The organism is Flavobacterium anhuiense, assembly GCF_050990855.1.
Classification (GTDB): domain Bacteria; phylum Bacteroidota; class Bacteroidia; order Flavobacteriales; family Flavobacteriaceae; genus Flavobacterium; species Flavobacterium anhuiense_C.
The window spans coordinates 4,153,884-4,168,094 of the sequence record NZ_CP158861.1; the positions used below are offsets into that span (position 1 = coordinate 4,153,884).

Below are 14,211 nucleotides of genomic sequence, written 5' to 3' on the forward strand. Positions count from 1 at the left end.
ATCAATTTTAAATTTCCAAATTTCAGTAAATTAAAAGTTAATATTTGTTTTATAAGTCGTACTAAACCTATCTTTATACAAAGCAATTCGTTAAAATTTCGAGATGTACTTTTTTCTCTGCATGCTCTTAAATAATGTATAAACCCTCGTATTTATAGGATCTTAATAAATCTTCCCGAAACGTTTTAATAATTGTTAATCTTTGTCTCGTGCTTTCTTTAAACCAGCATCATAACGATTAGATGACAACCTCTATTTAATAACTAAAACAAAAAGTTAATTAGTATTCCATAAAAAATAGACTACGTATAATTACCTGTTTTAAGCTTCAAAAAAAAAATTGCATCCCCTTTTGTAAAAGCGATTTATATTTTAACTAAAATTGTTTGTAAATCAAACCGTACTTTTTTTGACAATTTACAAATAACAAGGGCTTAATTAACAAACAATAATTGCTTTATGAATTTAGATATATATTCTCAATACAATTCAGCTGAAAAGATAATTAATGTTAAAATACAGAATGCGATTAATGCAAATTTTATACACCATTTTGTTAATGATTTTAAATTATTACTCCTTGAAAAAGAAAAAATAGGAAATGGGTACATTGAGGAAATACGCTTTTTGAAACTTTCAATAGAAAGAATTGACTATCAAATTGATGAAGATTTTGATTTATTGTTTATCTCGTATTTGACTTTGCTTAAATTAGATTTTCCTAATGTTGAAATTGAATTTCACTTTAATAATTTTTTAGATAGTGTAAATGCAAATAGCTACTTATTTAAAATTGCCCATCACAGAACACACTTATACATTAATTCAAAAAAAATATTTTTTCGGATATTTAAGGATAATATGGAGTTTATGTTTAGCAAAGTTTCTCAGTCCGTATCTTATATGCCTCCCTTAATCATTAACCGAGAAACTCTCTCAAAACTATTCTTAAGGAAAACTAACTCCAATAATTACAAATCAAATCTTATATATGAAATAAGGCAGTTAAAAAATGATAATATTATTTTAAGTCAGCAGAAAGAGCCGGTATTGAATAGAATACAGGAGCTGTTTGTTGAAGACAAGGGAAAACTTGAGAACTGGCAGCATAACGACTTAAGTACATTATATCTACTAAAAGCTCTTTCTGAGCTATATATACTTCGATATTTTATAAATAATACTAATGGCGTAAAAAGCACATATCAAATAGGATTGTCAATAATTGAATCTAAAGATGATAGGCAAAATGAAAAGAAATTTAGGGAAAGGGTGATGGAAGTTCTTGAATCTAATGACGTATTTTTATTCAGTGATGTCGAGGTCTACATTTTTTCACTTATTATTCAAAACAGTGATCTTTTTAAAATACCTACCAGTTTAAGAAAAATGTACAATAAAATCGAATTTTTGGTTGATGAAATTGACAAGAAAAAATTACAGAATTATGAAACAAGTAAAAATTCGGAAAGATTCTTAAAATCAAAATTTATTGATATTTATGTTATCAACCTTCAAAGAATTATAGATTACACCAAGGATGTTTCATACGGACTACAGGAACTTGCAAAAAATACTGTGGAACATACGAAGGAAAAACAAAATGAAGGATACGGAATAATTTCCGCAAGAATTTATGCGCTAAATAAACTGAAAGAACTTAAAAACATCTCGTCTGAATGGTTAAAAGACTATAACAACAGCCATAAATTCATGGATATTAACGTGATTGACTCTGGCTCTAATAGTGTTATAAAAAACTATATACAGACACTTGAAAACGAACTACCATTAATTGATGAATTAAAAGATCTTACTTTAAAACTTGAACTTAAAGATGAATATGAGAAAGATATAAAGCAGTTAAGAAATTACCTGCTCAATAATCTTTTTAATTTCGATTCCTTACAGCTGATGCACCAAATAAACAGAACTAAATCTCGGTTGGGATTGTTGATTTTTTCGCAGACAATACTTTATGATAAAAAGGCCTTTGTAAGTCTAGCTTCAAATAATATAGATGAATTTGATAACATTGGTTATTTTTTATATAATCGCAATAATACTTTAATTAATGAAAGTAATCCAGATTATTTAAGTGTTGGCACTAACTATAATTTTACTATTCCGGTCAGCGAAAATTTCGAATATAGCATAAAAAAGATAAACTATGAAGGAAACCAATCCAGTTCAGCTTCGTCTGTTTTTCAAGAATTACATTCATATGGATTAAGCGACAATCACAGTTCCATTACTATTAATGATTTTAAAGCGGTTCGAAATTACAATCAATTTAATAAATATACTAAATTAGATAGTTTAAGATCAGAGATTGGCACAGCTGATAATTCGAAAATCTTACTTTTAGATGCGGCTAACCTTTCAAAAATTTTGGAGAATTCGAGCGACTGGGTTCGTTTCCTTGCTGGTCTTCAATTTACTGAAAGCCATTTTAGAGATATCATAATTATCAACTTTGATCTAGAATTATATCAAGAATTTATTAACGTCTTGAAAATTTTCAATAATCTTGACACAAACTCTCAAGGTTTCTGGAAAAAAGATAGATATGTATTATTTTTCCTACCTGTAAAAAATGACAATGAAAACGTTTTTTGGTTTAATAGTTTGCTGTGTTCAAATGATTATGAAAAATTTTTAAAAATAAATGAGGATATTAATTTATACCATCAAAATTTATCTTCACTTCTGGACAAATCTACCGATAGCTCAAATTCTTTGTATTTTAATTACAGTGATATTGATAGCCTGCTCTTTTCTTCTACAAAAAGGTTATTGAATTTTGAACTATTGATAAAAAACGAAAATGGCTTAACATTATTTGAAGAAACCTTAAAATCATTGACAAATATTGAAATTGATAATACTGTAAATGAAAATTAACAAAGATATTTATTTTAAAAACTTAACTGGTTATAAAATTTCTAATTCACATTTTGAATTAGGATCAAACCTGCATATAAGCGATTATTTTTACACGAAAAGATTGTTTTACAACAGTTATTATACAAACCGATTTGCTTTTTTAATAACACGTTATATTCTTCATCAATTTAAAGAACTAATAGAAAAAACTCTGGAAATAAATGAGCATACAAGTAATGAAAAAGAAAAGGCAATCACATTAATTGGCTATGAAAACTATACCGAGCTACTTGTCAGTAATGTTCGAAAAATGCTAAATGACTACTTGAAGAATTCACATCCTGCTGTAACCCAAGACCTATTCAATCATGATATATTTACGAAAGACCAAGTTTTCTTAAAAAATCCTGATAAGATTTCAAAAAATATAATTTCTATATTTCCAATCAGTACTACATTTTCCACTTCAGTAAGAATTCAAACTGAAATTAGAGAATTACTGGACGACGATATTTATCAAAACAAAGATATAATTTTCCACAACCCTATTATAAACTGCTTAGTAATCTCAAATGGAAGTCTTAAAAACGATACAGTATTTGATGAGAGCTCAATAGAATACGAATTTGGTTGGAAGAATTTTTCACTTCAGAAAATGACTATTGACATGGTCAGTTTAGACGATCCAAAAAAAGAATTGAGCCAGTATTTTTTTATTAATCTTCCTTCTAAATGGGAAAAGATTAATGAATGTAAGTCCTGCTATCCAGATGAAGCCTTTCTAGAAAAGTGCCTCATTGAAACAAAAATTAATCAGGTGACTCCAAATTTAATTTTTAGCTATCCTAAATCTGTAATCTTCCAAGATGAAAAAAATCCTTTCTCGCTTTTTAATATCTGCGGTAATGAAGAGCCTATAGTTTATCGTAAACACTTCAAAAAACTGAACAATAATTTTATTTACTATATACGAGCGGGTATTTTCTTAAAGCAGAATCTGAATGAGATAAAAAATTGGCTAATTGCTCTCAGTACAGATCTGGCATATTTAAAAGACAATAAAATTGTCATCATAACACCTACAATTGCATCAAATTCTGGTTTTACAAATTTAGTAAATGACGTTCTTTTTTCAGATACTGCAACAATTATACAATATAATCCAAGCGACGACTATTTGTATAATTTCAAAACTTTTTACTCCAAGACCTTAGAGGTCGCAGACTTCATAATCTTTGTTGATGATATACTTTTTACGACAAATACTTTTACAGAAATTAACTATTACGTTAAAAATATAAAAAGAAAGGAAAAGAACAACGGAATAGATTTATGTCTAACTCTAATTAATAGAAGTGGTTACTATAATTTCACCAAACTACAAGAGGAATTTGACTTGCAAGGAGAAGATTTGTTAAGTTACAACTCAAAAATAATAAGTTTTTCGGAGATTAACGTGGCTCCCATACTGCATCGAAAAACATTTCCTTTTGATAAGTTAACCGCAAAATTTGAAGATTTATCTTCTAAATCTGTCTTAGATCAGATGAGAGTTCATTTTAAAAAGAAAGAACATTACTTTAAACCTCTTGACCTGTCTACTGAATTTGAAAAACTGAAATCTTATGGGACGAGCAAGGAATTATTCCAATTCTTAATACTTAATGAATTTAATAAAATTTTCAGGTATGATACTCTTACAAATAAATATATTGATGACATCTTAATTTCATCAGTTTTTGAAAGCGGTGAAGCAGATTCGTATAAGGAACTAGAAGAAAAGCTTCGCAATAGTCCTTCAATTATTGATTTCCTAAAAGCTAAACCCGAATTCGATACAGAGATAAAAAAAGCAATATTTAAAATATGTAGTTCTGAGCCATTTATACAATTTAAAAGTATTAGAGAAAGTGTTTTTAAATGGGTTAGCAGTGAACTGATCTTCATGATCAATAAAATTAAAATAACGGAAGAAATTGACATCGAGTTCTTTCAGGCTAAACTGAACGATCAACCGACAAAATATACCCAGTATCAAGACCTGAAGTTTTTATTGAAGAGAGGAACTAAACTTAAGATTAATTTTATATATTCAGTTGAGACACTTCGGGCAATTGAAAAAGTTTTACGAGGAATTAAGAAATATAAAAAATTGCAGTATTATAAAATTGCTGAAAGTCAAATAAAAGCAAAAAACTTAGAACTGCAGCTTTTTGAAGGGAAAGCCACCGTAGAAAAAAATTCCACATTAAGCATCATTGAGGATAATGAAGCTTCTAAACTGGTATATACCAATGGATTCATAACCTATTATGTCGGTCTCTTGCAGGAACTTATTGTAGATCACGAGTCAAAAGCCCTTCAAACAGTAATTAATGTCAAAGAAATCATTGATTCTCAAATTGATATTTTTAGCAAAAATTTAAAAAACACCTACAATGATGACTTCATGAATCTGCTGAGAATGCTAGTGCTAGAAAACACCTTTATTTTTCATTCTTCTTCTGAAAAATTTTTAAAGAGGACAAAAAACCGCGTTTCACTAAAAAATCTGAATGACAGTATAAGTTTAGATCAATTCAAGGCAGATCTCTATAACTACACTCAAACATATTCATTTGGCTACACCTCTAAAATGCTTTCTAGAATAGTTTTAAATGGTAAGAAAAATGAATTTCATGATGATTTACCAATGCTTGCTTCATTTGAAAATATGATTCTTTTAAAAGCCGCAATTGTGACCGATAAAAGCGATCAAGGTTCGAGTGATTTTACTGTAAAAGAAAAAATTGAGACAATTTTAAACTACTGTTGTAAAATACTAGATATTAAAAACGGGGGTGGTTTTTTTGCTGTTAAGTATAAAAACAAAGATATTGAGCTTACTAATGAAGATGACTTTGCCATTGTTGGAGAATGCGGAGGTAATTTAATGAAAACCTCAGGAATAAATTCAGAAAGTATACTTTACAACTGCTTTAATGGTATTAGGGAAGAAGAAAGCAATCAGTCTTTATCATGCTTTGAAATATCTTATGGAAATGATGAAGAATTTCATTTTATAAAGAACGATAAAATTAACGATCAGAACGTTAGCTTTTTCTGTGAGCTAGAAAACAATAAGTTTCGAAATTTATTCTACTTACGAATTTCACAGATTCAATCAACAAAGGACCAAAAATTTCAAGCATTGCCAATTGCCGTCCTATGTTTTTATGATAATATAGAAATTATTGACGATTATAATTTTGTACGATTCGATCCTAAAAGAGTCAGACAATTATTACTTCTAAGAAACAGTCTAAATGATTTTATAAATAAGCAATTAGATAATGATAGTCTTCGTGCTTACATCGAAGAACAGAACCAAATTATTATCAATAAAGCAATAACTCACAGTTTTGATACTTATGTGACACAATATACTGATACTTTAATTGAAATCGATAATGACAATGTCCGCCAGAAATTTGAAATATTAGGTACTCTGATTTTAAATAAGCACCTGCTACTAAAATTTATTGCTGAATATTTAAAATGTGGTTCTGCCTCTGATACAATAAAAAGATTGAGTATTTCCAAAATATCTATGACTCCTACTTCTTTAACAGAGCTCCTCACAAAGTTCCAAGATGTAATATTTAATATGGATCTTTCCGAAATAGATCCGATTAAAACTGATCAGATTTCAATGCAGGTTAATTTGGATCCAAATAAAAATATCTTATGGTACGATTTCTTCTATAAGGAATTACTATTCGAATTATTCTATAATATCAGAAAACTTTACAGTGATTTTATTGATACTGATGACAATTTTATGATTGATGTGCGAATATCTACACTAGAGGAACAAAACTACTTGGTATTTACCAACAACCTCTACAACTATCTTCCTGAGTTCAAGCCCTCAATTGTTACTATTGAACGAGTAATGTACAATAGAAGAGAAAAAAAAGGCTTAAGCCTTATTAATACTATATCTCAAATTATATATAGAAAAAAATGTTTAATAAGACAATTTGACGATAAATTTCAAATACTAATTCCAATAGAAATTGATGAAAAAAATATTAATTATTGAAGATAATGCGCGAGATTATATCAAAATTTCCAACTACTTGAAAGAGGAATTTTCTGAGATAGAAATCTACCCAAGAAACGAAGCGGAAAATAGCGAATTAAAAAAGAATATAAAGGCCCTGTTTTCACCTCAGACTTCTAAAAAGGAGGCCGCCGAACGTTATATTGCAAAATTGGCCCTCAATACATATGATGGGATAATTTTGGATTATTTATTGGATACTAATCTAAAATACCTTAATGGAATAACGGTCTACAAGCTTCTCAATCTGTCAATAAATGCTCTTGTATTGACAAAATACACAGCTGCCGAATTTACCGATATTGAAAATGAAATAAAGGAAAATTACTTGAGTAATAATATTAAAGCTATTCAAAAAGGAACTGGTCAACTTACTGATAGGCAGAAAAAAGAATATACAAAAAATATAAACATTCATCTTTTCAAAGAACCTACCGAAAACGAGCTTCCTTTAATAGTAATATTAACTGCATTAAATGTGGAATTTCAAGCCGTGAGATCACATTTAAAAAACGTAAAAACATTTCAAAAAAATGGAGTTTATTACGATGAAGGAATCTTTGTTCATGATGGACTTAATATCGCTCGAATTATTACGAGAGAATGTGGCAATAAGACCTCGGCTACAGCACAGGAAACAGAAAAAGCTATAAACAATTTTGATCCTGAATGCATGTTTTATGTTGGAATTGCAGGATCTAGAAAACCCAATGACTTTACAATTGGAGATGTAATCATCGCTGAAAAAATTTACTCCTACGAGGGTGGTAAAGCAACAAAAGGAGCTCTAAAATCAAGACCGGATGCGGAAACTTTAAGTACCTCAATACTTGAAATTGCAAAACAAGAACGACGAGGCATGGAGTGGCGAAAGCTAATTGTAGGAGATTTTTCCGAGGAGCCAAAAGCTGACATAGGAATTATTGCGACAGGAAATCAATTAATTGAAGACGTAGGTTCTGAAGTTGGAAAAACGATAGAAAACCACTATAACGATACTTCGGCAGTTGAAATGGAAGGTTTTTCATTTGCAATGACAGCAAAAAGACAGCCTGGAAAGAATATAGAAATTGCAGTAATTCGTGGCATCTCAGATATATTAAAGCAAGGAAATGAAAATGAAAATGAAAATGAAAATGACCGTAGACCAACTCATGCAAAAGTACTAGCTTCAAGTACTGCTGCTGCATTTACATTTTGGATAATTTTTAAAAAAAATTTTAAAAATTAACTACTTAAGCTATAAATAATTTAGAAACCATTATCTGTACCTATATTTCAATAAAATCTTAATTCCAATTATGAATTATCTTAAGACCAAACATTCAACTTTAGGCATATTAGCAAATCTTGATTTAAATTACATTGAGGAACTACATGGTGTAAGAGATACATTTTTAACAATAGATCAAATTGTAAAAAAACAAAACTTATCATACGACCAAGTTAAAATAATTATGTCCTCTTTATTAGCAAATGAAGAGATTAGATACTACAACTCTGGAAATAATTTTGATGCTTCTGGTTATTCAATTACGAATAAAGGAATATTTGCCTATGAAGATAAAAAATATTTAAGAATAGCAACAGAACGCGTAAGGACAAACTGGAGTTTTTATATTTCTTTAGTGTCTTTTTGTGGTTCTATAATCGCAATAATTATATCGCTTCAAAAGTGACATTCAGTTCAGTAAAACATTATTTGTAGGCTACAAAATAAATTTAATTAAACAAGAAAAAGACTAGCTCCTAATTAATAATTGACTAAAAAACACTTAAGAAAAAAAGCTTTTAGGATTAAATTTGAATATACTGAAATATAAGAAACTCAAATTATCTTTAGTCTTAGATTGAAAATATATTAAGACTATTATCCCATATATCTTATTTCTATAGTATTCTTTAAAATGACTTTTTATCCATCATACCACTAAATCGAGTTAAAGAAAATATGACAAACTTATCTTATGGAACAGTTTTTAAGGAGGAAACTTGGGGAGCAACCTTTAGCGAAATTAAAAGTATCACTCAGAAAGAAAACATTTTTATATGTCACGTTGAAATAGCAGATCTGGAAAAAATTGCTCTAGAACTCTCAACAACTATAATGAATAATGCATGGATTTTTGATCTGGATTTAAGATCACGTAGGGCATATCAAACTACAGCTGAAAAGACTGCTGAGGCTCTAATCAAAGTATTCGAGACAACAACAACTGAAGACGATAAAGTTGCAAGTGAATTTGGAGAACTAATGGTTTCAATGGGATCATCAAAAGCACTGCAAGTTGTATTTGGTCATCGATGTCTTCCTATTGCTGAACTTTGGAAGCCAAAACTCGCGCAAAATGAAGGATTTGATTTTCATACCGTTTGTACAAATGAAATAATAAATTTTGGCGAAGCTAAATTTTCAGGATCTTCCTCACCTTATGGCGGAAATACAGGTGAAAGTTCAGGAGCTGGAGGTCAGGCAGATGGCTTTATTCATGCAAAGAAACATTTGATGGATGGCGTTCATCTAGGATCATTGGCTGGAGAAAAGGCAGCAGAAAACCTTGATAAAGATTTATTTGGAGTTATTCTGGCATTTTCAATTAATGCTGTTAATCCAATGCTGGTCTTTCAAAATGTATTATCTAACTCGAACGCATACGAAAATTTGAAACTGGCAGAAAATATTTATATTGTAGGTGTAAGCTATGACTCTAAAGCAAATTAAGAATTCAGAAAATCCAGAAAGGGACTTATCCCTTCTACTAGATATAATTCATCGAGATGGCCCAAAAGACTCTACCATACTCGAAAATTTAAGTTATTTTAAAGAGTTTCATTTTTCAGTATTTAAAACTTTTGAAGAAAAAATACTTTCGGCACTTGGTCTTTTTTACAAAATCAACAAACCTGAAAATCTCTATTCATTTTTGATGCAAGGATTTGGTAAAGAGCATCAGCAAGAACATGGCGCATTACTTACTCCAGTGCAGGCAAGTATACGTCGTGCTATTGACTCTAACCAATACATTTCAATTTCAGCTCCTACCAGTGCAGGAAAATCTTATTCAATTAGAGATTTTCTGGCTGAGGAGTCGGGAGATGCTGTAATAGTAGTGCCATCAAGAGCCTTGATAGCAGAATATATGAACTCAATGCGTCGCAAATTTGAAGGCAATAAGGATGTAATGATTTCGTCATTTGTTGACTTAGTATTTAAGGATAGAAAATTACGTCGCATATTTGTACTCACACCAGAGCGGTCAAAAGATTTACATAAATACAAGGATCAACTTGATATAAAATCCTTTTTTTTCGATGAGGCACAAATTGCGGAAGAAAATGAGCGTGGAGTCATGTTTGATATCTCTGTCAGACGAGTGCAAAAGCATTTTCCAAATGCTAAAATAATTTTTGCACATCCTTTTATCGAAAATCCAGAAGCCCAATTTTTGAAACATAAACTAGTTGACAATGACAGTTACGGGCGCTTGTATCTCCATGGATCAGTCGGAAAATTATCTATTGTAAAACGAGATGACAACTATTATTACTTCTCGCCATATACTGAAGGTGGATATAAAAAAAATAACTACGAATTATTTGACGGAGATTTTCGAAGTTTTGCACTGCAAAAACAGCATTCTATTCTAGTATATGTTTCTAAGAATTCCATTTATCGTGGTACTTTTAAAGAAGGATTTGAAGATTTCATTTCAAATCTTCCTGAAATAAATAATCAGAAAGCTCTAAATATTATTGAAAACATCCGACATATGATTGGTGCGGATAAATCCGGACATAAATCTTCATTAGTAGATTTACTAAAGAAAGGAGTTGTAATCCATCATGGATCAATACCGTTAGAGGTAAGATTTTTAATAGAAGATTTCATTAGAAGTAAATATTCAAGACTCTGTTTTGCTACAAGTACTCTTGCTCAGGGCATCAATATGCCATTCGATATAGTATGGCTGGAAAACAACCGGTTCGACGGCAATGAACATGAACGTGCTCTTGCATTTAAAAATTTAATAGGACGAGCAGGACGCCTTACAGCTGAGAAGGTATTTGATTATGGATATGTATTTACAAATAATGCAAAACTTTTTTCAGATCGAATAAAAACTCCATTTAAGCTAAGCGAACAATCTCAAATCGAAAAACCTCATCTGGAAGGAGCTGAAAATGACACAAGGGAATTAATCACTTCAATCAAAAATGACACCTTTGATGATAAAAAGAACATTCCACAATCAAAAGTTCAACGATTATCATCATTAGCGGTGTTATTATACATTCAAGAATTTTTAGCATACTTTTACAATTATCCAGATGATCTGCGAAAAAGCATAGGAGGATCTAAAAATCGCGATATTCGTAACTTTCTAAAATTCAATTTGAAACGAATTTATGAAATTTCACTTGGTAGAGTTCTATTTGACGGCGAAAAAAACGTCTTTAATCAAGCAATAGATATTTTTTTTCATAGTGCTCAAGGTCGTTCATTTAGTGAAATTGTGGGAATGAGATACAGTTTAATAACAAACAGAGACCAGCCGAAAAATGCTTTTGCAGCTTTCTCACAACCCGCTAAAAAACTACCAGACAGCAGTTTAAAAAATAGTTTTAGTTTATTTAAAACACAAACTCTAAAAGAAAATGTCAGCTATGATTCAATAATCTATGATACGTATGATTATATGGATCAAGTTATTTCTTTCTCATTATCAGATACTTTTATAGCAGCATTTGAGATTTATTATGAAAAGACTCATGATAATCGAGCAAAAAAAATCATTGAATTATTTACATATAATACTAATAACACAAAACATATCCTTTTGCTTCGCTATGGATTTTCCCCAGAAATTATAAAGGAAATTGCACCGTTTGTAGAATCAATTGATGAACGAAAAATTACTTTTCTACCAGCTATAAATAACGCTTCAGAGTATGTAAAAAATATAGTATCATGGTTTCTTCCAGAATAAAGTTTTCTTATACATCATCTATTCAATTGAAAATTCAATCGTCTTATCTAAAATTGAAGACACATTTTTATGCCGCTATTTTCAAATTTTGCTAAACTGAAATTTATGTAAAAAGATTTCAAACAAATACTTTCAAAACAACTTTTAATACCCAAAAAACACTCTCATCAATGTATTAAAACAAATTTTAAAATGTTTATTAATATAACTACATCAATTTTAGATTGCCATAATTCTGAAAATCTAAGATCACTATTTGCATTTTCTATGTTTTTAACTTCGTATTTGTCAAAAGAAATTGATTAAAATTGAGGTAGGCTTTTTTTCTCTGCTCTTAGATAGAGCCTAGTATCTACTAGGGTTTTAATAATTCACGGAGGAACCTTTTTTCCGCAACAAATTTACCATAAATCATCTAAAATCTATTTTGAAAATAGACGCTTTAAGTTTTGTGGCAAAATCGGGGCACAATGAATTTTTAAGATAAAGAAATCCAGTTAAATCAAGGCTTTCCGGGTTTAGGTTCGAATCTGTATACCGAAACAAACAATAAGTAGGAACCAATGGTAAAAGATTTAAAAAGCAGCCTTTGCAAAACAGATTGACAATTCTTTGATGCTCAGTCTGGTGCATAAAATTGAAACTGAAAGAGCTAAGATATTACGGTCCTGCCAAGGCTTCAGGTCTTGACAGACTTCTGCTTTTTGGCTAATTTTGCCTTATGAATCCCGAAGAAATTAAACGATATTTTGACAATACGCCTCCTCCTATGGAGGTGGATTGGAAGCCATGGGCAAAGATTACCGATTCCCAGCTTTTTTTAAAAAGCTGCTATACAGGGATCAGGACTTTCAACGGCCCTTTGGAAATGTGCCCTGCCTGGTGGCATCTTAAAGATTTTTATCTGCTGATCAAGCGAACCGCTCCTGAAGAACAGAAGACAGAGCCTTAAATATATTTTTTCAGTTCTGTAAGCGGCAGGGAAATGCTTTTAGGCAATTTGGGTAATCAGCAGGACTGCTATAAAAGAAAGTATTGAAAAAACCATTGCATTGATGATCATGCTTTTTCTTTTTACTGAATCCTGCGCTTTTTCTATTTCACTCGTTCTTTTCTTTTCATGCGTTTTCATGATATGATATTTAAATTATTTGAATAAGCGCAAAATTATTACGCAAGGCAGAGAAACATTTACAGCTTTACCTTTCCATTTATCATAATTCGAATTTTATCGAAGGATGCCATAATGAATTTTCTGAGTGCAGAAATTTTTAAGGATACGAGGAATTCTCCATTTTTCTTTATTTGCTTTAGCGAATCAAAAAAGAGGCCGGAAATAGGTTAAACTTTGGATGCAATGGATTCTCAGATTGATCTGTGATTTTCCGAACGATAAAGTTTTGTTTTCTAGGCATAATGCGGATATATTGCTTAGGCTAGTAGGAATCTGTTGCTGTTTTTTTGGATGCTGCTCCAATCCATTTCAAATACTTTCTGGAGCAGGTCTTTCAGTCCCTGAAAAGTGCTTGGCTTCACGGCATAGAAATCAGCGCCGAGCTTATGGCAGAGCTCGATATTATCATGGCTTTTACTGGTGGAGAGCATAATGATCTTTACTTCTTTCAGGGCATCTTCCCTGCTTCGGATTTCCGCAAGGCAGTCAAATCCGTTCTTGATGGGCATATTGATGTCCAGAAAAATCATATCAGGCAGGCGGTCCTTGTTCTTGTCAAGCGTATGGAGCAGTTCCTGCCCGTCGCGCGCGCCCTGGACGACAGCCGGAAGGCTTAAATCTTCGAGGGCATCTAAAAACAGCAGCCTGTCATCCTCATCGTCATCTGCGTGATAAATAATTTTATGGGTATTCTGATGTGCCATCGCTTTCACATTTAGGGCAGTCCAAGGCAAGGGGGCCTTGGTAATCTGCAAGAGTTATACTTAAAGAATCAATAAGGCTCTGCAAATAGGCAAACGATAGAATTATGTCTTAAGATGTATGGTGAAAAGCAAATATACGGCTAATTTTTAGAAAAAGCGCTGCAAATCCTCCAGATACCTCCAAAATAATCAAAACATAACGCAGTCCGACACCTGCCTTAACATAAATTTCCGCCCGGCATTCTTCCCCGATGCCCCGCCAGACTAAAACTGCCCTCCCTTTGCGTAAATTCTGAATAAAGCGGAAAAACGCAAAAAAAGCACGATTTCAGAGATCCTGAAAAATAAGGATTT

At 31.1% G+C, this 14,211-nt stretch carries 9 protein-coding genes; 7 read left to right on the forward strand and 2 right to left on the reverse strand.

Translation table 11 applies throughout. The features are described from left to right. The first annotated feature begins 459 nt into the window (after window positions 1-459). From ABTV69_RS18295 to ABTV69_RS18325, 7 genes are all read left to right on the forward strand, one after another. Window positions 460-2,904 (forward strand): hypothetical protein, encoded by a 2,445-nt coding sequence (locus ABTV69_RS18295; RefSeq protein ID WP_433831329.1) that lies wholly within the window; start codon window positions 460-462, stop codon window positions 2,902-2,904. Then, complete coding sequence (locus ABTV69_RS18300; protein ID WP_433831331.1) at window positions 2,894-6,970, forward strand: hypothetical protein; 4,077 nt, start codon at window positions 2,894-2,896, stop codon at window positions 6,968-6,970. The genes ABTV69_RS18295 and ABTV69_RS18300 overlap by 11 nt, the downstream gene beginning before the upstream one ends. Continuing rightward, complete coding sequence (locus ABTV69_RS18305; protein WP_433831333.1) at window positions 6,948-8,222, forward strand: hypothetical protein; 1,275 nt, start codon at window positions 6,948-6,950, stop codon at window positions 8,220-8,222. The genes ABTV69_RS18300 and ABTV69_RS18305 overlap by 23 nt, the downstream gene beginning before the upstream one ends. A 70-nt stretch (window positions 8,223-8,292) precedes the next feature. Next, on the forward strand, window positions 8,293-8,670 hold the full coding sequence (locus ABTV69_RS18310; RefSeq protein ID WP_433831335.1) for a hypothetical protein: 378 nt from the start codon (window positions 8,293-8,295) through the stop codon (window positions 8,668-8,670). 272 nt (window positions 8,671-8,942) lie between these two features. Next, on the forward strand, window positions 8,943-9,713 hold the full coding sequence (locus ABTV69_RS18315; protein ID WP_433831337.1) for a hypothetical protein: 771 nt from the start codon (window positions 8,943-8,945) through the stop codon (window positions 9,711-9,713). Then, window positions 9,694-11,979: a DEAD/DEAH box helicase gene (locus tag ABTV69_RS18320; RefSeq protein WP_433831339.1), complete on the forward strand. Its 2,286-nt coding sequence runs from the start codon at window positions 9,694-9,696 to the stop codon at window positions 11,977-11,979. The genes ABTV69_RS18315 and ABTV69_RS18320 overlap by 20 nt, the downstream gene beginning before the upstream one ends. Before the next feature lie 721 nt (window positions 11,980-12,700). Beyond that, the gene (locus tag ABTV69_RS18325; protein WP_433831341.1) at window positions 12,701-12,931 is read left to right on the forward strand and encodes a DUF6965 family protein; all 231 of its coding nucleotides are present in this window, start codon (window positions 12,701-12,703) and stop codon (window positions 12,929-12,931) included. 39 nt (window positions 12,932-12,970) lie between these two features. Here ABTV69_RS18325 and ABTV69_RS18330 read toward each other — a convergent pair whose 3' ends face one another. Both ABTV69_RS18330 and ABTV69_RS18335 read right to left on the reverse strand, forming a co-directional pair. After that, entirely contained in the window at window positions 12,971-13,111 is a 141-nt protein-coding gene (locus ABTV69_RS18330; protein ID WP_433831343.1) for a hypothetical protein, read from the reverse strand. 299 nt (window positions 13,112-13,410) lie between these two features. Further along, the gene (locus ABTV69_RS18335; RefSeq protein WP_433831345.1) at window positions 13,411-13,857 is read right to left on the reverse strand and encodes a response regulator; all 447 of its coding nucleotides are present in this window, start codon (window positions 13,855-13,857) and stop codon (window positions 13,411-13,413) included. Window positions 13,858-14,211 lie beyond the last annotated feature (354 nt).